This window comes from Mesorhizobium sp. AA23 (assembly GCF_001672435.1).
In the GTDB taxonomy this organism is placed as follows: Bacteria; Pseudomonadota; Alphaproteobacteria; order Rhizobiales; family Rhizobiaceae; genus Mesorhizobium.
The window spans coordinates 1-19,808 of record NZ_LYTP01000004.1 but is presented as its reverse complement, the minus strand read 5'-3'; the positions used below and the strand labels follow the sequence as shown (position 1 = coordinate 19,808).

The following is a 19,808-nucleotide window of genomic DNA, read 5'->3' as shown; positions in this document are numbered from 1 at the left end:
TTGATTGATGCGTCAATAAAAAATAATCTCGCTTCGAACCGGACCCATCGCATGCCGAAAATCGGAATGGAACCGCTGCGCCGCAAGGCGCTGATCGACGCGACGATCTCGGCAATCGGCGAGCGCGGTTCGCTGGACGTCACCATGTCGGAGATCGCCGGCCGCGCCGGCGTGTCGTCGGCGCTCGCCCATCACTATTTCGGCGCCAAGGACGAGCTGCTCTTCGCCACGATGCGGCACATCCTTGCCGAGCTCAACATCGATACAAGACGAGCGCTTCGCGTCGCCGCGACACCGCGCCAGCGCGTCTCGGCGGTCGTTGCGGTCAGTTTCTCCGACGAGCAGTTCCAGCCGGAGATCATCGCGGCCTGGCTCGCCTTCTATGTCGAGGCGCAGAAATCGACCGAGTTGCGGCGGCTGCTTCGTATCTATGCGCGGCGGCTCAATTCCAACCTGATGAGCGGGCTGACCGGCATTCTGCCGAGGGCCGAAGCGGACCGCGCTGCGGAAGCGACGGCGGCGCTGATCGACGGACTCTACATTCGGCGCGCGCTGAAGGACGGCGTGCCCGATGCGCAGACAGCGATCGCGCTCGTCGAAGATTATCTCGAAACCAAGCTCAGCGGACGGAGCCTGCCTTGACCACCGAACGACCCAATTTCCTGATCGTCATGGTCGATCAGCTCAGCGGCACGCTCTTCCCCGACGGCCCGGCGGATTTCCTGCACGTGCCGCATCTCAAGGCGCTCGCCGCTCGCTCGGCGCGTTTCGCCAACAACTACACCGCCTCGCCGCTTTGCGCGCCCGGCCGGGCCTCGTTCATGAGCGGCCAGCTGCCGTCGCGCACCGGGGTCTATGACAACGCCGCCGAATTCTCCTCCTCGATCCCGACCTTCGCGCATCATCTGCGCTCCGCCGGCTATTACACCTGCCTGTCCGGCAAGATGCATTTCGTCGGACCGGACCAGTTGCACGGCTTCGAGGAGCGGCTGACCACCGATATCTATCCGGCCGATTTCGGCTGGACGCCGGATTACCGCAAGCCCGGCGAGCGCATCGACTGGTGGTATCACAATCTCGGCTCGGTCACCGGCGCCGGCGTTGCCGAGACCACCAACCAGATGGAGTATGACGACGAGGTGGTGTTTCTGGCCGAGCAAAAGCTGTACCAGCTTTCGCGCGAGCAGGACGATGCGGGACATCGGCCCTGGTGCCTTACCGTTTCGCTATCGCACCCGCACGATCCCTATGTCGCGCGCAGGCAGTACTGGGATCTTTACGAGAACTGCCAGACGCTCGATCCCGAAACGCCGTTCATCCCGCATGACGAACAGGACACGCATTCGCAGCGCCTTTACCGGGCAAGCGACTATCAGTCCTTCGAGATCACGTCCGAGCAGGTGCGCCGTTCCCGGCGCGGCTATTTCGCCAACATTTCCTATGTCGACGATAAGCTCGGCGAGCTTCTGGACGTCCTCAAGCGCACTCGCATGCTTGACGACACCATCATCCTGTTCTGCTCGGATCACGGCGACATGCTGGGCGAGCGCGGCCTGTGGTTCAAAATGAGCTTCTTCGAGGGCTCGGCGCGCGTGCCGCTGATGATCGCCGGCAACGGCGTGCCAGCCGGCCTCATCGAGGCGCCCGTCTCCAATCTCGACGTGACGCCGACGCTCTGTGACCTCGCCGGCATTGATATCGCTGCAATCGCGCCGTGGACCGACGGTCAGTCGCTGCTGCCGCTGCTCGGCGGCAAGCCGCGCACCGCACCCGTTGTCATGGAATATGCCGCCGAAGGCTCCTATGCGCCGCTGGCCGCGATCCGCGACGGCAAATACAAATTCGTCCATTGCGAGCTCGACGCGCCGCAGCTGTTCGACCTGGAGGCCGACCCGCTCGAACGGAACAACCTCGCTGAGGATCCGGCGAACGCTGCCCTGGTGGCGGCGTTCATGGAAAAGGTCCGGGCGCGCTGGGACATGGCCGCGTTCGATGCCGCGGTGCGCGAAAGCCAGGCACGCCGCTGGGTCGTCTACCCGGCGCTGCGCAACGGCGCCTATTACCCCTGGGATTTCCAGCCGCTGCAGAAAGCCTCGGAGCGCTACATGCGCAATCACATGAATCTCGACAACCTCGAAGAGAGCAAACGATATCCGCGAGGCGAATGATGGCAGACGTTCTGGTTCCCACCCTCGACCGCCTGAAGCAGGCCTATGCGGTGACCTCGACGGCGACGCAAGTCACGCCGCTGTTGGAGTCGCCCGCACTTGCGAGGGAAGCCGGCGCCGCGCGGGTGTTCGTCAAGCCGGAATCGCTGCAATGGGCGGGGTCCTTCAAGGTGCGCGGCGCCTATTGGCGCCTTAAGCGGCTGTCACCGGACGAAGCGAGGAAGGGCGTGGTCGCCTATTCCTCCGGCAATTTCGCGCAAGGGCTTGCGGCTGCCGGCCAGGCGCTCGGCATTCCCGTCACCATCGTCATGCCGATCGACGCGCCTGCCGCCAAGCGCGACGCGACCGCCGGCTATGGCGCGCGCGTGGTGCTGACCGATCATGGGGAGCGTGCCCGCGAGGAAGTTGCCGCCGCCAAGGCGCGCGAGATCGCCGAGACCGAGCACCTCACCTTGCTCCACCCCTTCGACGATCCCGAGATCGTCGCCGGCCAGGCAGGGGCCGGGCTGGAAGCGCTCGACCAGTTGGCGGCGAAGCAGGCCCACGCCGATCTGGTGTTCTGCTCGGTTGGCGGCGGCGGGCTGATCGGCGGCGTTTCGCTCGCCTTCCATTATCTGTCACCGAACACCGAGATCATCGCCGTCGAACCGGAAGGCTTCAACGGCATGGGCTTGTCGCTGGCGCATGGCGCGATCGAGACGATGCCGATCGGGCCGAGATCGATCTGCGACGGGCTGATGGCGCGCAAGCCAGGCGAGGCGCCCTTCGCGGCGGTGAGTGCTGCCGGCGTTCGCGGCGTCACCGTCGAAGATGCCGCGGTGCGGAATGCAATGAAGATCGCCTTCGAGCGGCTGAAGCTGGTGCTGGAGCCTTCGGGCGCGGCCTCGCTTGCCGCGCTGCTCGGCGGCAAGGTGGATGTGGCGGGCAAAACCGTCCTTGTGGTGGCTACCGGCGGCAATGTCTCGCTCGCCGACTTTATGGCGCATATGAACAATGCTTGAAGCGGATTTCGTCATCATCGGATCCGGCTCCGCCGGCTCGGCCATGGCCTACCGGCTGTCGGAAGACGGCAAGCATTCGGTGATCGTCATCGAGTTCGGCGGCACCGATATGGGGCCGCTGATCCAGATGCCGTCGGCGCTGTCGATCCCGCTCAACATGAGCCTTTACGACTGGGGCTTCGCCAGCGAGCCGGAGCCGCATCTCGGCGGCCGCGTGCTCGCCACCCCGCGCGGCAAGGTGATCGGCGGTTCGTCCTCCATCAACGGCATGGTCTATGTTCGCGGCCATGCGCGCGACTTCGACCATTGGGCCGAACAGGGTGCTGCCGGATGGGGCTTCGCCGACGTGCTTCCATATTTCAAGCGCATGGAGGATTCCGACGGCGGTGAGGACGGCTGGCGCGGTCAGGGCGGCCCGCTGCATGTGCAGCGCGGCACGCGCAAGAACCCGCTTTACGGCGCCTTCCTCGAGGCGGGCCGGCAGGCCGGCCTCGAGCTCACCGACGACTATAACGGATCGAAGCAGGAAGGCTTCGGGCCGATGGAGCAGACCATCTGGCGCGGCCGCCGCTGGTCCGCGGCCAATGCCTATCTGAAGCCGGCGCTCAAACGAAAAAATGTTAGCCTGCTCAAAGGTTTCGCGCGGCGCGTGGTGATCGAGAATCAACGTGCCGTCGGCGTCGAGATCGAAGCTCACAAACAGATTCAGGTCGTTAAGGCGCGACGTGAGGTGATTGTGGCGGCGTCGTCGATCAATTCGCCGAAGATCCTTATGCTGTCCGGCATCGGTCCGGGCGCACATCTGCAGGAAATCGGCATAGAGGTCATTGCCGACCGGCAGGGTGTCGGCCGCAATCTGCAGGACCATCTGGAGCTTTATATCCAGCAGGAAGCGACCAGACCGATCACGCTGAATTCGGTGCTCAACCCGTTCTCCAAGGCAATGATCGGCGCGCAGTGGCTGTTCTTCAAGACCGGCCTCGGCGCCACCAACCATTTCGAGGCGGCGGCCTTCGTGCGTTCGCAGGCCGGTGTCGACTACCCCGATATCCAGTATCACTTCATCCCAGCGGCGGTGCGCTATGACGGCAAGGCGGCGGCGAAGTCGCATGGCTTCCAGGCGCATGTCGGGCCGATGCGGTCGAAGTCGCGCGGCTCGGTGAGCCTGCGCTCGCCCGATCCGAAAGCGAAACCGGTGATCCGCTTCAACTACATGTCGCATCCCGACGACTGGAGCGAGTTCCGCCACTGCATCCGGCTGACGCGCGAGATTTTTGGCCAGAAGGCCTTCGACGGCTTCCGCGGCAAGGAGATTTCGCCGGGCGCCCATGTGCGGACCGACGACGAGCTCGACGCCTTCATCCGCGATCACGCCGAGAGCGCCTATCACCCTTGCGGCACCTGCAGGATGGGCCGCGCCGACGACCTGACCAGCGTCGTCGATCCGGAATGCCGGGTGATCGGCGTCGAGGGGCTGCGCGTTGCCGATTCCTCGATCTTCCCGCGGGTGACCAACGGCAACCTGAACGCCCCGTCGATCATGACCGGCGAGAAGGCGTCCGACCACATCCTTGGCCGCACGCCGCTCGCGCCATCCAACCAGGAACCCTGGATCAATCCGCGCTGGCAGGTGGCAGACAGATAGCGCATGATCCGGCGGGCGCCCTCCCCCGCCCCGGCGATTACCAACGGAGAAGACCATGCGCGCCCAGCCAACGGCATCGCACTACGTCAACGGCCGCTACATCGAGGACGAAGGCGGCGCGCCGCTGCCGGTGGTCTATCCGGCGACGGGCGAGACCATCGCCACGCTGCACTCGGCGACGCCGAATGTGCTGGAATTGGCGATCGAGGCCGCGCGCGCGGCGCAGCCGGCCTGGGCCCGGATGAAGCCGGTCGAGCGCGGCCGCATCCTGCGCCGCGCCGCTGATATCCTGCGCGCCCGCAATGCCGACCTGGCGCGCATCGAGACCCTGGACACCGGCAAGGCGATCCAGGAGACGCTGGTGGCGGACGCGCCTTCGGCCGCCGATTGCCTCGAATATTTCGCCGGCGCAGTGGCGGCCTTCAACGGCGAGATGATCGATCTCGGCGGACCGTTTGCTTACACAAGGCGCGATCCGCTTGGTGTGTGCGTCGGCATCGGCGCCTGGAACTATCCGATCCAGATCGCCGGCTGGAAGTCGGCGCCGGCTTTAGGCATGGGCAACGCCATGGTGTTCAAGCCGTCGGAGAACACGCCGCTCTCGGCACTGGCGCTGGCCGAAATCTACAGCGAGGCGGGCCTGCCCGACGGGCTGTTCAACGTCGTGCAGGGCTATGGCGATGTCGGCGCCGGCCTCGTCGGCCATGATGTCGTGGCCAAGGTCTCGGTGACCGGCTCGGTGCCGACCGGCCGCAAGGTGCTGTCGCTTGCCGGTTCGAAAATGAAGCACGCCACGATGGAGCTCGGCGGCAAGTCGCCGCTGATCGTCTTCGACGATGCCGATCTCGAAAACGCCATCGGCGGCGCCATGCTCGGCAATTTCTATTCGACCGGCCAGATCTGCTCCAACGGCACGCGCGTCTTCGTGCAGAAGGGCCTGCATGACCGCTTCGTCGAGCGGCTGACCGAGCGTACCAAAAAAATCCGAATCGGCGATCCGCTCGATCCGGAAACGCAAATGGGGCCGCTGGTCAACAAGGCGCAGCAGGAAAAGGTTGTTTCCTACATCGCCGCCGGCAGAGAGGAAGGGGCGACGCTTGCCTGCGGCGGCAACGTGCCGTCGCTGCAGGGCTTCGAAAGTGGCTTCTTCATCGAACCCACCGTGTTCACCGGCGTGGCCGATGGCATGCGCATCGCGCGCGAGGAAATCTTCGGACCGGTGATGAGCGTGCTGAAATTCGATAACGAGGACGAGGTGATCGAACGCGCCAACAATACCGAATTCGGCCTCGCTGCGGGCGTCTTCACCCGCGACCTGCCCCGCGCCCATCGGGTCATCGCCGAGCTGCAGGCAGGCACCTGCTGGATCAACGCCTACAATCTGACGCCGGTGGAAATGCCCTTCGGCGGCGTCAAGCAGTCCGGCATCGGCCGCGAGAACTCGCTGGCGGCGCTCGCGCACTATTCGCAGCTGAAGGCGGTCTATGTCGAGACGGGGGATGTGGCGAGCCCGTATTGACTTGGCGATTGGCCAAAAGCCCGCAGTGACAGCAATCTCCCCCGCAAGGGTAGATTGGCAGCTTCTGCGTTGCCGCCAGTTGCCCCCTCACCCCTTCTCGGCCGTCCCGTCCAGATACTGCGTCAGCGCGCAAACCAGATGGTAGAAGATGCTGGCTGGCACGTCGCTCGCCAATGACCGGCCGCGCTCGTCGATTCGGTCAATCCAGAGGCCGAGCGGCGCCGGGTCGATGTGCCAGCGGAACAGGTGGCCGACGCGCGCCTCGATCTCCGGCTTGAGGTCCGGCCCACCCGAGCCGTCGAGCGCGGTCGCAGCCTTGATCGCCTCGGCCTGCGGCCAGCTGCGCGAGACCGTGTCGAGCGGAAGGCCCTGGCGCGAGACGGCGCCATAGGCAAGGCCGGTGGCGCGGTTGAGGCCGTTGGCGACAGCCGAGGCATAGAGCTTGCGGGCGAAGCCGGTGAGTTCGGCCTGGCCGCTGCGGGCGGCGAAATCGGCGAGCAGCGAGGCCCATTCGAAATGGTGGCCGGGTTCGGTCCATGTTCCTTTCTCGCCCGCCACGGGCTTCCAGCCGTCGTCGAAATACTCGCCCAGCGTCCAGCTTTCGGCATCGAAGAAATGACTGCGGAAGAGATCTATGACGCGCGCCGCGCGGCGCAGGTAGGCGCGCTCGCCAGTGGCTCTGTGCCAAGCGAGAAAGGCTTCGAGCAGATGCATGTGCGGGTTGGAGCGACGCTCGCCCTCGCCGTCGGAGGTTTCGAGAAAACCTGTCATGCGGCTGTCCTCGAGATGAGCATCGAGGAAAGCAAACGTTTCCTCGGCGAGCCGCAACGCATCGGGATGACCCGACATATGCGCGTGCGCAAGCGCCAACAGCACGCAGGAATGGTCGTAGGCATCCTCGACCGGATCGGCGACCGAGCCGTCGATATTGAGCGTGCGCACCCAGCCGCCTTTGTCGGTGCGGCCCCGGCCTGCCATGAAGTCAAGGCCATGAGCGATCAGCCGATCCGCCGGGCCGTCCCAGCCGCGCTCCTTGGCGACGGCGAAGGCATAGATCTGGCGCGCCTGCGTGCGCATGCGTTTCGGCTTCATCAACGGCGCGGTGTCGAAGCCCAGCGCCTCATGGAAGCCGCCATGGCGCTCATCGACACCTGACCTCGACCACAGCGGCAGCGTCTCCTCGAACAGCCAGTGCCGAACGCGGCGCCGCCAGGCGCCGCTCTCGATGACGCGGTCATGCGCCGGCGTGAACCTCGTCTCCAGCCGGCCGGATTTCTCCAGCTGCTCGACGATCTTCTTGACGTGCTGGCTGTGGCTGACCGGCGCCACGAAGGTGGCGTCTGCCGTCGAGACGATGGCCACGTCCTTCATGCCGATGGCCGACAGCAGCCGGCCGTCGCCGCGGATGTAGGAGTTCTCGCAATCGATGGCGACGACATCGCCGAGAATGACGTTACCGTGGCTGTCGGACGGGCCGACATCGAGCAGCGACTGCCACGAACCGAGATCGTTCCAGCGGAATCCGGCCGCCACCATGGCGATGTCCTTGGCCCGCTCCATGATAGCGTAGTCGATCGAGGTCGACGGGATCGCCGAGTAAAGTTCCAGCGGCATGTAGAGCCCGGAAAGATCGTTGGTCGCCGCGTGATAAGCGGCTTCCGTCGCCTGCCAGATCCTGGGCTCGAAGGCGGCGAAGGCATCTCGCATGGCGCCGGCGCGAAACAGGAAAATGCCGGTATTCCAATAGAAGCTGCCGGCGTCGAGATAAGCCCGCGCGGTGGCGAGGTCGGGCTTCTCGACGAAGCGCGAGACGTCGAACACGCCGTCGCGATCGGCCGCGACCTCGATATAGCCATAGCCGATTTCGGGCTGCGTCGGCTTAATCCCGAACACCACCAAGCGACCGGTTCTCGCCGCCGCAGCACCCGCTTCAACGCTCCGCCAGAACTGCCGCGCGGTGGAGATTTCGTGGTCGGAGGGCACCACGAGAACAAGCTCATCGCCAAATTCGGAGAGGGTGCGCAGGCTGGCAAGCGCCACGGCAGCGGCGGTGTTGCGCCCCGTGGGCTCGAACAATGGGCCGCCGCCGGCGAGATCAATGCCGGCAAGATCGGCATGGACGCGGTCGGCATGGCGCTCCGATGCGATGAGAAAGATCGGCGTCTGCCCTTCAGGCCGCGCGGCCAGCCGGCGCAAGGTCTTGGCCAGCATCGAACCGTCGCCGGAAAGGTCGTGGAATTGCTTGGGATTGTCCTCGCGCGACAGGGGCCATAACCGCGAGCCGACGCCGCCGCTCATGACGAAACTGACGATGCGCTGGCTCATGGCTGCCCTGTCAGAAGGTCTGGTTGTAGGCGCCGACTTCGGGACTGCGGCGCAGCACGGCGTCGACGGCTTCGAACATCTGCCGGCGCCGCTCGGACGATACCGGGCTCTCCACCACCACGACAAGCTCGGGCTTGTTCGAGGAGGCGCGCACAAGGCCCCAGGTGCCGTCCTCCGCAACGACGCGCACACCGTTGACGGTGATGAGCGTTACGATCTTCTGGCCGGCAAAGTCAGCACCTTCGCGGTGCATCGTCTGAAAATCCGCCACGACGCGGTCGACCACGCCGTACTTCACCTCGTCGGGGCATTGCGATGACATGGTCGGCGTACCGTAGGTCAGCGGCAACGCGCGGCAGAGATCGGCCATCGAGTTCCGCGGATTGCGGTCGAGCATCTGGCAGACGACGATCGCGGTGATCAGCCCGTCGTCATAGCCGCGGCCGATAGGCGGGTTGAAGAAGAAATGCCCGGATTTCTCGAAGCCGGCGACGGCACCGAGCCCGGCAACGCGGCGCTTAATATAGGAATGGCCGGTCTTCCAATAGTCAGTTGTGGCGCCGTTCGCCCTGAGCACATGATCGGTGGCAAAAAGCCCCGTCGACTTGACGTCGACGACGAAGGCCGAGCCCGGATGGAACGATGAAATATCGCGCGCGAGAATAAGCCCGACCTTGTCGGCGAAGATCTCGTTGCCCTCGTTGTCGACGACGCCGCAGCGGTCGCCGTCGCCATCGAAGCCCAGTCCGACATCTGCGCCCGTCTCCAGCACCTTCTCGCTGATGGCACGCAGCATCTGCATGTCCTCGGGATTGGGATTGTAGCGCGGGAACGTATGGTCGAGCTCGACGTCGAGCGGGATCACCTCGCAGCCGACACGCGCCAGCGCTTCCGGCGCGAAGGCGCCAGCCGTGCCGTTGCCGCAGGCGCAAACGACCTTGAGTTTTCTCGAGATGTGTTTGCCCTTGGTAAGATCATCGACATAGAGCTCCCGGAAACCGGACATGAACTCGTAGGCACCGTCGCCGCGGAGGTCGAAGTCGGCTTCGAGCACGATCTTCTTCAACGCGCCCATCTCTTCCGGACCGAAGGTGAGCGGCCGCGCCGCCCCCATCTTGACGCCGGTCCAGCCATTCTCGTTATGCGAGGCGGTGACCATGGCGACCGAGGGTGTATCGAGCGCGAACTGCGCGAAATAGGCCATGGGGGACAAAGCCAGGCCGATATCCTTCACCCGGGCGCCCGCCGCCATCAGGCCGGAGACCAGCGCCAGCTTGATCGACAGCGAATAGGAGCGGAAATCATGGCCGGTGACGATATCCGGCCCAACGCCCAAGCGCCGGATCAGCGTGCCCAGACCCATGCCGAGCGCCTGGACGCCGATCAAATTGAGCTCCGGCGCCTTGGTCGAGCCGGGATGGCCGACCCACCAGCGCGCGTCGTACTCGCGAAAGCCCGACGCCTTGATCAGCGCCGAGGTCTCGAATTCGAAGCTGTTGGGCCGGGCTTCGCCAACAATCGTGAAGGTCAATGGTCGAAACTCCAGAGAGCCGGAATGCCGATCTGTAAAGGGCGCGGCTTATCACGAAAGCCTTTAAGCCGGTCTTTATCCGACGGCTAAATCGCATGCCATCCGGGCAAGCTGGGTGAAAGCCGAGAAATGCGACACAAGTGCAGCCATTGACGCTTGCAGGATCGGAAAGTGGCGGCTATAAGCCCGCCGTCTGGTCACGGAGTGTAGCGCAGTCTGGTAGCGCACATCGTTCGGGACGATGGGGTCGCAGGTTCAAATCCTGCCACTCCGACCAGAAAAAACAAGCAGTTAGCTTTTTCCCGATTTTGCCTCCCACCTGATATCCCACCTGAAACTCAGGGGCAGGCCGGTGATGGTCGTCGCCCTACTGGCTTCAGAGGTCAAAACGTATCGCCCTGCCGCGCTCGGCGGCGAACGTGCCGACCAGCGATTGCAGATCGCGGTCCGGCTCCTCGATCCCCATCGCGCGTAGCGCGGCGATGCCGGCCGCGATCGAGACCGGTCCGGGGTTTGTGGCAAGCAGAGTTTCGAGCGCGCGTTCGATTTGGTAGGTGATCATTTCGGGCCTTCCTCTTTCCAAACCGGAACACGGTTAATCTTGATCGCGATCAGGCGCCGGATGCGTAGGCCGATGCCCTCGCGTCCCGTCGGCACGAAGGCCTCGATATCGAGCATACCGTGATCGGCGCCGTTCTCGGCATTTCATACGGTAGGCGAGCGAGTCGACATCGACATCGCCCAAGACCTGGATCAGATCTGACGGATGGTAATTGTGCTGCCGCTTGCAATAGCGGCACCGCACCCGAACCAGGCGCATTGTGTCGTTCAGGTTCGACAGCGGATAGTCGCGTCGCTTCGGGCCATAGGTCTCAGGCATGAGAACAAAAAAGGAACATTTTCCTTGATCGTCAAGACCACGTGTGGAATCTTTTAGCATGTCCTCACAGGTCACGCAGAGCAGAATGCCATGCCAACTCGCTATTCGATCGAGACCTGTCCCGACGACGCGAAAGTGCTGCACATGAAACTCAACGAGGCCGCAGATAATGGCGGCCGTGTCGTCAATGTCATGTGGCAGCCAGAGCATGAAGTCACGAACCGCGAATTCCCTGACGACCTCAAGATCTCAGTCGAATCCGGCTACATCATCATCCTCGAGTATTTCGAACCGGATCCGACAAATGAGCGATGAACCGACACGCCCCGGCGAGCCTGTCCAGACACGCGAGCGAGGCCCTCTCGGGCATGTCTGCGAGCACCAGGGCTGCGGGAAGGATGCCGGCTGGGGGTTTGCCCGCCCGAGACAGCCTTCGCACTGGTTTTGTTTTGAGCACCGTGGAGAGGGTGAACGTCACCTCTAGGTTTGGACCAAAGAGACGGCGAGCACGTCGTCGAGGAGGCGACATCAGTGTTCCAGCAATTTAGCCAACACGCCCAGCAAGCGCGTCTCTGCTGTTGGCTTTCCCACGTTGGGCGCATCCCCCAGAACTGCCCCGCCGACAAGCTCTGGCCTGTCGTAGGCGCTCGCCACCGCGAACGGGACATCGAGGCTGCTCAACTCTTCAGCCAGCGGTGTGACCAGCTCGTTGCCCAGATTTACGTCGAGCAATGCAACGGACGGCAATTCGACTTCCAATAGGCGTGACGCCTCTGCGACCGTGGCAACCGGGCCTATGACACGCCATCCACGACGCTCAAGCATGAATTTGAGGTCCATCGCGATCAGGTATTCATCTTCCACGATCAGGACCGTCTTTTCCACCGGCCTTCAATCTTTGTTGCCTTGTCCCCGCGAGCGGAATGGCCATCTCCACGTTCAAACCCGTCGTCGCATAGCTTGGTTCCACCTTGCCTCCCAGATCGTATGCGACAGCGTACTGAATCAGCTGAGTTCCGTAGCCTGTGGAGACGGGTGGGGCCACACCGGGGCCGCCGCTTTCCGACCAGGTGAGCCGCAGCAGCCGGTCATCCCCTTGCTCAATAACCCAGCGCACGTGGACCTGTCCGCCCGCCTTCGACAGCGCTCCATATTTGAGAGCGTTCATCGCCAGCTCATGCAGGGCAAGCCCGAGGGACATCAGTTGCTTGGCATTCAAATGCACCGGCGGTCCGCGATCGATCTCTATGGCGTCGGAACTGACTGCAAAAGGTTCCAGCGTGCGCAACACCAGAGCTTCAAGGCTGCCATCACCACCGCCAATGAACCCCTGCTCATTTGCGTCAACAATGGCGGTCAACCTGCCTAAAAACGCGTCTCGATACTCCTCCCCCGAGACGCCTTCGGCCTTGGTCTGGTTAGCGAGTGCCCGCACCAGCCCAAGCAAGTTCTTCATTCGATGGCGAAGCTCACCGAAGAGAACCTCAACCTCGGCCTCTCTACGAGTCCTCTCCGTGGCATCGGCGAACGACAGCAGCATGGTGGTGCTGACATCGTCGGGACTGAACACGGTACGCGCCGTGACCAGCATGGTCCGCTGACCGATCCCGGGGAAATCGTGCTCAACCTTGTAATCTATAACTGCCGTGGTTTTCGGGATCACCTCCGTGAGCAGGCGACGCAGTTCCGGAATGTCCCACTGACCATCTCCAAGCTCGTAGATGTGCTTGCCTATGGTTTCATACCGCTCGACTTTGAAGGTTCGGAAGAAGGCACGGTTGGCGCTTTGGATGCAAAGCGCGCTGTCCAGGACCAGCAGAGGAACCGGGACGGTATCCACGATCCCCTGCGCCTGCACATGCCCGGTCCTCAAGATCCGGTAGAGGTCTTCCAAGTTCACCATAGCTGGTCCCACGAAAGTGATCTTGTTGGCCGCAATCTCAGGCCAACCCTGTCGTGGGTCAAGAGCAGACCGGGCAGGCAGAAATGGGGCTGCGTTGCGGGTCCGGCGGCCGCGTTGCTGCTGTGATCGGCAGGCAGGAGCCTATGCAGATCGGCTGTGAATATGCCGGTGAGGTAGAACTGGAGATACACGATTGCTGGGGCCCGATGCTGGACGAACAGGTTACGGTCGCTCTGGGCGAACCGTCTCAACTGCGAGGGACCCGGCAGGAAGCGGTCGCAACAGATCGCTCTCTGCTTTGGTCAGATTCAGCCAGGCGGACCAGTTCTCCGGCTCAAGAACCACGACCTGTCGGTTGTGATACGGCGCCACATCCGGACTAGGATCTGTCGTCAGCATCGTGAAGCTGGGCGGCTTGTTGCCGACCGCCTCTCGCCAAAGCCCGGCAATTGCCATGAACGGCGCGCCGTTGAGGGTGAAGCGGTGTTTCGCTTTCGGATATTTCGTTCCGGTGAATTCGAAGAATGCGGAAGCCGGAACCAGGCAGCGCTTGCTGTTGCCAAACTGTCGGCCCTCGGAGCGGAAATTGAAAACCGGCCCGCCTTTGGGACCGGCCGGCGGGAAGCCGAAGGTCATTGAGGCCAGCTCGATTGCATCGCCGGCAACGCGCATTATTGGCGCCGGGTCGTTTATGCGGATGTCGTCAGCTTGCGGCAGATCGAGCTCCGTCTGATGGCTGGAGATCTGCAACGCGAGCGACTCCATCATGCGGCAGTATTCAGCCCAAGCAATGTGCTGCTCGTAATCGTTGCACATACCGGTCTCGCAGGAACTTTGGACCTCCCCTTCACGCGGGAACGCTTTGTCCGAACCGAACGTTCCCAGGCGGCTTCGCGGGTCAGCATATTTGCAGTTCCTAATGAAACGGGCGCTCTTGCTGCCAGTTTGAAGCTGCAGGCGGTCCTATCCAGCTGTCACTGGGGATTGCCGCTCAGCCCGGCGTCTGTTCCCCCCTCTCGGCGACGGGCTTTTTGCCAATCAGAGCCACGAGGGAAACATCCTGAGCGGCGTCTGGTGGCATTGAGCCGCCTTGCGCGGCCTGCCGAGCCAGGCTGTCACATTTTCGTGAGCTTGGCTGGAACCTTCCCGACTGGGCACGGTTGCTCCAGAAACGGAGCCGAGCATGCCACAATTTCATGTTGAAGAGATGGCCGGTGAAACTGTCATCGCGAGACACGTGACCCGTGCTGCCGACGCGCTGAGCGCCGTCAGAGCAGTCACCGGGGGCCAAATTTCTGCCCGAACTGACCACCAGCGCTGGTTTCGCGTCGTCGACGAAAGACACGCCAGCGTCCACGAGTTCGGCGTCGAAGAGCCGCCGTTGCGCACAGACTTCGCAAAATGATGAAGCCGTCTAGGCGCCCCGACCGCTATCATGGTGACACAGGATTTGGCGGCCGGGCGCGCCCAGTAGCGCCAGGTTGCCCTAGCCTACCCTTTCGAGCTCTGCCAATAGCTGGTCAGCGTCAGTCACACCGCGTCCGAACAAGCACATGACTTTGATCGCGACGTTTTCGCGCTCATCCACGCGTCCAATATTGTGACTTGAGCAGTAATCACTCACGGCCTTTGCAAGAATGCTGACCTCGGCTGGTTCGACTATTCCGTATACCGCTGTCCTGAGCGGGGCAGCATAATGCTCGCTTCCACGCATCGTTTACCCTCTACCCCCGATACCCAACAACGGGAAGAGGATACACCTGATAAAAGTCAGCTTCGAGTCAATTAGCATCCGACTGAGGTCCGAAGCTGATCCCCTCTTTCGAACTTCTTGAAGCGCAGTACGGGTCACCGAAATTTCCGCTGCAACGGTCGCCAGGAGTTTCTAGCCGGGAAGCACACAGAGCATTTGCGGCTGGAACATTTTAGCCCCATTGAATGTTCCACGCCTATGGACAGCCGTGAAATACTCTCAGGACAACAATTAAAAGCCGCACGAGTTCTATTGAACTGGTCGCGAGTGCGGCTCGCCGCCAGGGCCAATCTCAGCGAAGCGACGATCAGCGAATTCGAGAACGGGTTTAGAACACCGAATCCCCGCAATGTTCCGCCATAGGCCGGGCCCCGGAGGGGGATCGTCTTTCGTCTTGAAGGGAGCCCATCACTTACCCGCTCTGAAGCTCAGCATCGGACTCGCGATCCCGACAATAGAACGTGGCGGCGGCGGCAGGCAAACCGCGCCCCCTAGGCCCGTGGAGACCGAGCGCTGCACGCCGGTTGAGGGGCGTGCCTTGGCACAGCGCTTAGCTGCCAAGGGTCAATCCGTCTTCTTGACTTCTTCGGTGCCGACGATCGCGGCCAGGATCGCCTCGTAAGCGCTCCCGGTTTCCTCCTCGATCTCGCGCTCAGAAATCCCGGCAACCCTTGCATCGGTGAATAGCTTAGTCGTCAATTCCGCGACGGAAATGATGTCAGCGCCGACGCTGCCGCGCAACACGTTGTCGGTAATCCATTCGCCAAAGAATTCTGCCCCGCGTTCGCTCAATGCCGCGCCTTCAGGAAATGAGCCTCTCGAAGCAGGGCATTCCAGTCGATCCCGTTCAACTCCATCAGTTCGCGGGCTTGCTCTTCGGCAATATCTGCCTCTCTAGCCAATCGTCTAGGATCTCGTCGGGGCCGTCGCCCAACTCCCCATCGCCAGTGTCTTCGTTCATGGAACCTCCTGCTTCCAAACTACCGAAAAGCCAACAGGTTCAGGCTTGGATTGAAAATTCTGAGCGGCCGCGGGGCGGTCGCAGGTCGGTCCGCTGATGCCGATGCCATGCGGACGGTGCTGGAACGCTCCTGAGACGAAAGAAGCTGCTCTGATCCCACAGCACCTGAAGGTTGCCGGCGTAGCGAGTGCGCCACCCTGCCAGTTGGGCCCTTGAATCCAGGCTTGCTGAACTCCCCACGGCAAGGGGCAGGCAGCCGCGTCGGTCAGGAAAGCAACAGCCCTGCCAGCAGCACAGTCAGGGCAAGCGAAGCGGGCACGGCGAGAAGCCAACGAGCTTCCAGGACACTGTTGCGAGGGTCTTGCATTTCCTTCACTCCTACCAAGACGGCTCCAGCGCATACCCGCCAAGCGCTGGAGCCGATGCTTGCGCTCAACCGCTCTTAGCGGGAGCTGCCGGCACCCTTTCAACGGTGCCTCTATCCATTCGTTCCGAGTTCGGGCACACAGCCGACCGCTAGGTACGACCGAAGCCCTGTCACCGCGCGCATAGGTCCATACCGTGAAACATATAGCCCGCTGTCGCATTGGCTTTCGGACTGGCGATTAATCCCTTTGTCGCCAGTCATTGTTGCCAAATTCGACACCCGCTGCCCTGTGAATGCGGCGGGGTGTTTTTTCTCTTGGTTGAAGATGGCATTCCATAGCCGAGCATCAGCGCCGAAGCGGTCGCGTAGCGCCTCCAGATCGAGTTTCTGATGTATAGCAATCGAGCAGCCGCCCGTGACGGACATGCCCGCGTCCATCAGCCCTTGGAGCGTCCAGCCGTCGCTCGTCCCGGCCATATAGGCGAAGCCAAAATCGTCTGCACTAAATGGTGTCATGCCTACTTGGATAAACGACCAGCATCTTGTCGAGAACGCTCGCCGTTTGATCGGTCGCAGCCGCGTGAAAGTGGAAGGGGGAAAGTGGGCGGTCGAGCCGTCGAGGTGTGCACGCGAACTGTCCCGCAATCGCTTACTTCTTACTGGTCCCAGCCCCTGGTTAAGGACCGATCGGCAAGGTCTAGACTGGACGCGCCGCCTTCTCTAGCAGGCGCGACAAGTGCAGTTCGTGAAAGTCCTGCATGCTTTCGAGAAGTTCCAAGAATTCGAGCGCTTTGGCGGTGGGCAGTTCGAGCCGTTCCAATTCGGTTATGCGTCCCCGCTGCTGGGCGATGTGCCGTCTGCCCAGTCTGACATGCCCACGCACCATCTCGATGTCATCAGCAAGTGCCATAGATCGTAACGGCATCTCGAGCGAGGCGTTCCGTTTGTCCCGGTCCGGCCCGTAGCTTAGGATACACCGTTTGGGATCAAATCACCCGAACAACCTGCATACTCATCGATGGCGAGAATGCCTTGTGCACCGCGTAGTGGTAATTCCTTAACACGCCAATGAGGCTTTGAGCGCCGCGCAGGCGGCGCACTGGTTCTGTTTTGAACATCGGGCTGAGGGCGAGAGATTCCTGTAGGAAGCGTGACCGATGTCCCGCACGAACAGAGCGTCCCCGACCGTATCGCAGGCGCTTCGCGGGCAGTATTAAATCGCTGCCCTTGCCTCCGACGGGATTGAGCGTTATATCTTCTAAATCGATCTTGCTGAACGAACGTTGTTCTGGCGCAATCTGCGCTCCTACGATCTTCCATCTCAATTTCGAAATTGCATCGTTTGGCATTTGCCGAGCGAGCCTAATTTTGCGTCGATTTGAAAGGAGATCGCAATGACCACTGGAACGGTAAAGTTCTTCAATTCCACGAAAGGCTTCGGCTTCATCGAGCAGGGCAATGGCCAGCCCGACGTGTTCGTTCATATAACGGCCGTGGAGCGCGCAGGAATGCGTTCTCTCGTCGAAGGCCAGAAGGTTAGCTTTGACGTGGTGAAGGATGCTCGCACCGGCAAGAGCTCCGCCGACAACCTGCAAGCCGCCTAGTCACAGCGCCTTAGGGGCCTTTGACCACGGATGTACTGGCATTGGCCGCAGAGGCGCGTTTGAGAAGGTCGGGCTTTGCCCGGCCTTTTCGGTTAAGGAGAAAAATGAAGTCCCTTCCCGCTGGTATCTTTAAGCCGGTTCCATCCCGAACAGAAGCCAAGACCGATGCGACCACGCGCATCGCCCGGCAGATTGTCGATCTTGAAGCGACGGCAAGGTCTGCCAAGACAGAGCGGTTGCGCGCTGCCAGGCTGGCGCAGGCATCCCAAGCGCCTGCCGTCACTCCAAGGAAACCCGTCCAGAAGCGGAAAAACACAGCATCATAGTGCGCTCTCATGGCTGCGCTGGCCGGCTCCGTTGTCTTCTGGCGGTGAAGGTCTCCCCTATTTGAAGGCAAATTTGTAGACCGCTCGGTTGGTGTCGTCGGTGACGCGAACCCATTCGGACTCGTCTCGCCTGTCCTGTACGTTTCGGCCGGTCACCCATTCAGCGGCTGCTTTCGGTGAGACCACGTCCATCCCCGACATGGTTTCAACGGTATAGTTGTTCATTTGAAAAGCTCTTCAATATAAGCCGTCAGTACATTGAAGAGCCCGCCCGGTGTGAGGGGACGGGCTCTTTGCCGGGGGCTCCGCTGGGGGCGTCAGCAGCTCCAATTCTCCCGAATGGGAGGCCGACAAGCCGTCCCGACGCGTCGCTTATAATAGCGGCGCCAAGGTACCGAACTTAGGCAAGGGACAAAGGTTCCAGGAAGTTAGTCCGCTTGCAGAGGTCTTTCGGGCTGGTGTCGGGCGAAAGCAAGAGCCCGCTCGCCTGAGGGGGTCGAACGGGCTCCCGTGGGGGAGCGCCCCAGCGCGGCGGGTGAACCTCGTGCCGGAGACACACGCCGCGACACTCAACCGGGACACTGTAGGAAGGTTCCCTCAGGCCGATGCGACCGAAGTCGGATAGGCTGATGCTTTGGTCCCTGTGCTGAAACTTTCGCCTCGCTGCATCATTTGATAGAGCCGGCGAGCAATGTCCCTTCATCGTCGGCAGTGCAGAGTGAATAGATGCCCGCCATCCCTGTTGCCGGGGTGACGGGCATCTCTCGTGAGTAAATGAGTACCGCGTAAATGGCCAAGGGCCCCAGCGATGATCACCGCTCAGTGCGGCGAGGAAATGCGTCACCTTCCTCGTCGGTAGCAGCTAGATAGATGCCCGCCATCCCGTTGCCTGGGGTGACAGGCATCTGTTTGGGTCCCAGAGCCGCTCCCGAGTTGCGGATAGTGTGGCTCGACTGATCCAATTAACAATTGCCATCGCCCGCCGTGACGCTATGGTTAACGCTGTCCGGGGTTTTGGCTACCCACTCCCGGACCACCTCGGCCCGGCGCTGCGTCACCACTTCCCCCCGAAGCAAGATGGCTGCCGGGCCGTTCTACAGCCTCCAGGCTCGTGAGCGCGGCAGGGTTTTAGCCGAGGCCATAGCCCTGGCTATGTAAGTTGCCCGCCATTCGAGAGTGCAGAACGAAAAGAGACCAAGAGCGTGGTGACCTCCCTATATGCCGAGGAGAAAGACGGCTCTGGTGCCCAGCCGGGTTGAGGCTTCCGACATCCATCTGAAACCTTATGAACGGCCTCGCGTTTGCTTCTCACGATTTCGTTACCGCGGAGGTAAGATGCAAGGTGTGAAGCGGTCGCGCTGGACGGAAACCTACGACCCAGACGAGTTCGCGGCAAAGCACGGTTTGACAACCAAGCAGGCCGAAATTGTCATTCAGAGCAATGGTCCATCCAAGCGCAAATGCGACTTGGCAGCCGAGGCATTTAGGGCCGCGCTTCGATATTGCCGCCACTCGCGAGAAAAAGGTGCGAGAAGATCTCCTCTAAGGTCGGGAAGCAATGAAGCGCCTCAGGACTGAGGTTATGTCTGGTGGAGCCGTGTGAGAGGGGCGGCGCTCTTTCAACGCCGGCTGTTGAGATACCGCCGCTCGCGAGAAGGGGGCGTCGGGTAAAGTCCGCCGTGTGTCGACAGGCTTTGGAGAGAACCACAACATTTGTTATTTTGTGCGGGTTGAATCAATGACATGTTGAGTCAGGGCCGATCGCAACGCAGTTTGCTGACTCTATGGCCCCCCGCCCTCCGACGACCGTCGAAACACACCCAGG

Annotated in this window: 21 protein-coding genes and 1 tRNA gene; 11 read left to right on the top strand and 11 right to left on the bottom strand. The window is 62.0% G+C overall.

The genetic code is table 11. The annotated features are described in order from the left end of the window. Positions 1 to 51: 51 nt before the first annotated feature. The 5 genes from betI to betB are packed head-to-tail and all read left to right on the top strand — an operon-like array spanning position 52 to position 6,333. Positions 52 to 642: a transcriptional regulator BetI gene (gene betI / locus A9K66_RS05590; RefSeq protein ID WP_067320854.1), complete on the top strand. Its 591-nt coding sequence runs from the start codon at positions 52 to 54 to the stop codon at positions 640 to 642. Further along, positions 639 to 2,168 carry a choline-sulfatase gene (gene betC, locus A9K66_RS05585; protein ID WP_067320852.1) on the top strand — a complete coding sequence of 510 codons (1,530 nt, stop codon included), beginning with the start codon at positions 639 to 641 and terminating at the stop codon, positions 2,166 to 2,168. Before betI ends, betC begins: the two co-directional genes overlap by 4 nt. Beyond that, positions 2,165 to 3,169 (top strand): threonine/serine dehydratase, encoded by a 1,005-nt coding sequence (locus A9K66_RS05580; RefSeq protein WP_067320844.1) that lies wholly within the window; start codon positions 2,165 to 2,167, stop codon positions 3,167 to 3,169. The genes betC and A9K66_RS05580 overlap by 4 nt, the downstream gene beginning before the upstream one ends. After that, entirely contained in the window at positions 3,162 to 4,814 is a 1,653-nt protein-coding gene (gene betA, locus A9K66_RS05575) for a choline dehydrogenase (protein WP_067320840.1), read from the top strand. The genes A9K66_RS05580 and betA overlap by 8 nt, the downstream gene beginning before the upstream one ends. Positions 4,815 to 4,869: 55 nt before the next feature. Then, a complete protein-coding gene (gene betB, locus A9K66_RS05570; RefSeq protein WP_067320837.1) occupies positions 4,870 to 6,333 on the top strand; it encodes a betaine-aldehyde dehydrogenase in 1,464 nt (487 codons plus the stop codon). Between the two features lie 87 nt (positions 6,334 to 6,420). Here the strand turns inward: betB and A9K66_RS05565 are convergent, their stop codons facing one another. Both A9K66_RS05565 and A9K66_RS05560 read right to left on the bottom strand, forming a co-directional pair. Beyond that, a complete protein-coding gene (locus A9K66_RS05565; protein WP_067320834.1) occupies positions 6,421 to 8,658 on the bottom strand; it encodes an AGE family epimerase/isomerase in 2,238 nt (745 codons plus the stop codon). Between the two features lie 10 nt (positions 8,659 to 8,668). Beyond that, positions 8,669 to 10,189 (bottom strand): phosphomannomutase/phosphoglucomutase, encoded by a 1,521-nt coding sequence (locus A9K66_RS05560; RefSeq protein WP_067320831.1) that lies wholly within the window; start codon positions 10,187 to 10,189, stop codon positions 8,669 to 8,671. 200 nt (positions 10,190 to 10,389) lie between these two features. Here A9K66_RS05560 and A9K66_RS05555 point away from each other — a divergent pair. After that, a tRNA-Pro gene (locus A9K66_RS05555) sits at positions 10,390 to 10,466 on the top strand. A gap of 99 nt (positions 10,467 to 10,565) precedes the next feature. Here A9K66_RS05555 and A9K66_RS05550 read toward each other — a convergent pair. Continuing rightward, positions 10,566 to 10,751: a hypothetical protein gene (locus A9K66_RS05550; RefSeq protein WP_067320828.1), complete on the bottom strand. Its 186-nt coding sequence runs from the start codon at positions 10,749 to 10,751 to the stop codon at positions 10,566 to 10,568. A 408-nt stretch (positions 10,752 to 11,159) separates the two neighbouring features. Between A9K66_RS05550 and A9K66_RS05545 the strand changes: the two genes are divergently transcribed. Continuing rightward, entirely contained in the window at positions 11,160 to 11,384 is a 225-nt protein-coding gene (locus A9K66_RS05545; RefSeq protein ID WP_067320825.1) for a hypothetical protein, read from the top strand. A 213-nt stretch (positions 11,385 to 11,597) separates the two neighbouring features. Here the strand turns inward: A9K66_RS05545 and A9K66_RS05540 are convergent, their stop codons facing one another. The 3 genes from A9K66_RS05540 to A9K66_RS05530 form a co-directional block, all read right to left on the bottom strand. After that, entirely contained in the window at positions 11,598 to 11,954 is a 357-nt protein-coding gene (locus A9K66_RS05540) for a response regulator (RefSeq protein WP_067320822.1), read from the bottom strand. Continuing rightward, complete coding sequence (locus A9K66_RS05535; protein ID WP_348626417.1) at positions 11,923 to 12,972, bottom strand: HWE histidine kinase domain-containing protein; 1,050 nt, start codon at positions 12,970 to 12,972, stop codon at positions 11,923 to 11,925. The genes A9K66_RS05540 and A9K66_RS05535 overlap by 32 nt, the downstream gene beginning before the upstream one ends. A gap of 222 nt (positions 12,973 to 13,194) precedes the next feature. Continuing rightward, on the bottom strand, positions 13,195 to 13,788 hold the full coding sequence (locus tag A9K66_RS05530; RefSeq protein ID WP_067320819.1) for an SOS response-associated peptidase: 594 nt from the start codon (positions 13,786 to 13,788) through the stop codon (positions 13,195 to 13,197). Positions 13,789 to 14,155: 367 nt separating this feature from the next. Between A9K66_RS05530 and A9K66_RS05525 the strand changes: the two genes are divergently transcribed. Both A9K66_RS05525 and A9K66_RS31005 read left to right on the top strand, forming a co-directional pair. Next, positions 14,156 to 14,377, top strand: coding sequence for a hypothetical protein (locus A9K66_RS05525; protein WP_156751017.1), 222 nt, complete (start codon positions 14,156 to 14,158; stop codon positions 14,375 to 14,377). 546 nt (positions 14,378 to 14,923) lie between these two features. Continuing rightward, positions 14,924 to 15,088, top strand: coding sequence for a helix-turn-helix transcriptional regulator (locus A9K66_RS31005; RefSeq protein ID WP_245307402.1), 165 nt, complete (start codon positions 14,924 to 14,926; stop codon positions 15,086 to 15,088). A 201-nt stretch (positions 15,089 to 15,289) separates the two neighbouring features. Here A9K66_RS31005 and A9K66_RS05520 read toward each other — a convergent pair whose 3' ends face one another. From A9K66_RS05520 to A9K66_RS30070, 4 genes are all read right to left on the bottom strand, one after another. Then, positions 15,290 to 15,517, bottom strand: a complete 228-nt coding sequence (locus A9K66_RS05520; protein ID WP_067320813.1) for a DUF768 domain-containing protein — start codon at positions 15,515 to 15,517, stop codon at positions 15,290 to 15,292. A gap of 647 nt (positions 15,518 to 16,164) precedes the next feature. Next, positions 16,165 to 16,569, bottom strand: coding sequence for a hypothetical protein (locus A9K66_RS05515; protein WP_156751016.1), 405 nt, complete (start codon positions 16,567 to 16,569; stop codon positions 16,165 to 16,167). A gap of 181 nt (positions 16,570 to 16,750) precedes the next feature. Continuing rightward, a complete protein-coding gene (locus tag A9K66_RS05510; RefSeq protein ID WP_067320807.1) occupies positions 16,751 to 16,963 on the bottom strand; it encodes a hypothetical protein in 213 nt (70 codons plus the stop codon). A gap of 76 nt (positions 16,964 to 17,039) precedes the next feature. Further along, on the bottom strand, positions 17,040 to 17,402 hold the full coding sequence (locus tag A9K66_RS30070; RefSeq protein ID WP_156751015.1) for a hypothetical protein: 363 nt from the start codon (positions 17,400 to 17,402) through the stop codon (positions 17,040 to 17,042). A 45-nt stretch (positions 17,403 to 17,447) separates the two neighbouring features. On the opposite strand from A9K66_RS30070, the gene A9K66_RS05505 reads away from it, so the two are divergent. Both A9K66_RS05505 and A9K66_RS29115 read left to right on the top strand, forming a co-directional pair. Beyond that, complete coding sequence (locus A9K66_RS05505) at positions 17,448 to 17,657, top strand: cold-shock protein (protein ID WP_067320803.1); 210 nt, start codon at positions 17,448 to 17,450, stop codon at positions 17,655 to 17,657. A 104-nt stretch (positions 17,658 to 17,761) separates the two neighbouring features. Next, positions 17,762 to 17,983 carry a hypothetical protein gene (locus A9K66_RS29115; protein WP_082953730.1) on the top strand — a complete coding sequence of 74 codons (222 nt, stop codon included), beginning with the start codon at positions 17,762 to 17,764 and terminating at the stop codon, positions 17,981 to 17,983. 57 nt (positions 17,984 to 18,040) lie between these two features. Here A9K66_RS29115 and A9K66_RS30065 read toward each other — a convergent pair whose 3' ends face one another. After that, entirely contained in the window at positions 18,041 to 18,208 is a 168-nt protein-coding gene (locus A9K66_RS30065; protein ID WP_156751014.1) for a hypothetical protein, read from the bottom strand. Between the last annotated feature and the right edge of the window lie 1,600 nt (positions 18,209 to 19,808).

Excerpts from the sequence above, each read along its gene's own strand:
- betI (WP_067320854.1), top strand. The coding sequence starts at position 52 with ATGCCGAAAATCGGAATGGAACCGCTGCGCCGCAAGGCGCTGATCGAC.
- A9K66_RS05580 (WP_067320844.1), top strand. The coding sequence starts at position 2,165 with ATGATGGCAGACGTTCTGGTTCCCACCCTCGACCGCCTGAAGCAGGCC.
- betA (WP_067320840.1), top strand. The coding sequence starts at position 3,162 with ATGCTTGAAGCGGATTTCGTCATCATCGGATCCGGCTCCGCCGGCTCG.
- betB (WP_067320837.1), top strand. The coding sequence starts at position 4,870 with ATGCGCGCCCAGCCAACGGCATCGCACTACGTCAACGGCCGCTACATC.
- A9K66_RS05565 (WP_067320834.1), bottom strand. The coding sequence starts at position 8,658 with ATGAGCCAGCGCATCGTCAGTTTCGTCATGAGCGGCGGCGTCGGCTCG.
- A9K66_RS05550 (WP_067320828.1), bottom strand. The coding sequence starts at position 10,751 with ATGATCACCTACCAAATCGAACGCGCGCTCGAAACTCTGCTTGCCACA.
- A9K66_RS05545 (WP_067320825.1), top strand. The coding sequence starts at position 11,160 with ATGCCAACTCGCTATTCGATCGAGACCTGTCCCGACGACGCGAAAGTG.
- A9K66_RS05535 (WP_348626417.1), bottom strand. The coding sequence starts at position 12,972 with ATGGTGAACTTGGAAGACCTCTACCGGATCTTGAGGACCGGGCATGTG.
- A9K66_RS05530 (WP_067320819.1), bottom strand. The coding sequence starts at position 13,788 with ATGTGCAACGATTACGAGCAGCACATTGCTTGGGCTGAATACTGCCGC.
- A9K66_RS05525 (WP_156751017.1), top strand. The coding sequence starts at position 14,156 with ATGCCACAATTTCATGTTGAAGAGATGGCCGGTGAAACTGTCATCGCG.
- A9K66_RS31005 (WP_245307402.1), top strand. The coding sequence starts at position 14,924 with ATGGACAGCCGTGAAATACTCTCAGGACAACAATTAAAAGCCGCACGA.
- A9K66_RS05515 (WP_156751016.1), bottom strand. The coding sequence starts at position 16,569 with ATGACACCATTTAGTGCAGACGATTTTGGCTTCGCCTATATGGCCGGG.
- A9K66_RS05510 (WP_067320807.1), bottom strand. The coding sequence starts at position 16,963 with ATGGCACTTGCTGATGACATCGAGATGGTGCGTGGGCATGTCAGACTG.
- A9K66_RS30070 (WP_156751015.1), bottom strand. The coding sequence starts at position 17,402 with ATGCCAAACGATGCAATTTCGAAATTGAGATGGAAGATCGTAGGAGCG.
- A9K66_RS05505 (WP_067320803.1), top strand. The coding sequence starts at position 17,448 with ATGACCACTGGAACGGTAAAGTTCTTCAATTCCACGAAAGGCTTCGGC.
- A9K66_RS29115 (WP_082953730.1), top strand. The coding sequence starts at position 17,762 with ATGAAGTCCCTTCCCGCTGGTATCTTTAAGCCGGTTCCATCCCGAACA.
- A9K66_RS30065 (WP_156751014.1), bottom strand. The coding sequence starts at position 18,208 with ATGAACAACTATACCGTTGAAACCATGTCGGGGATGGACGTGGTCTCA.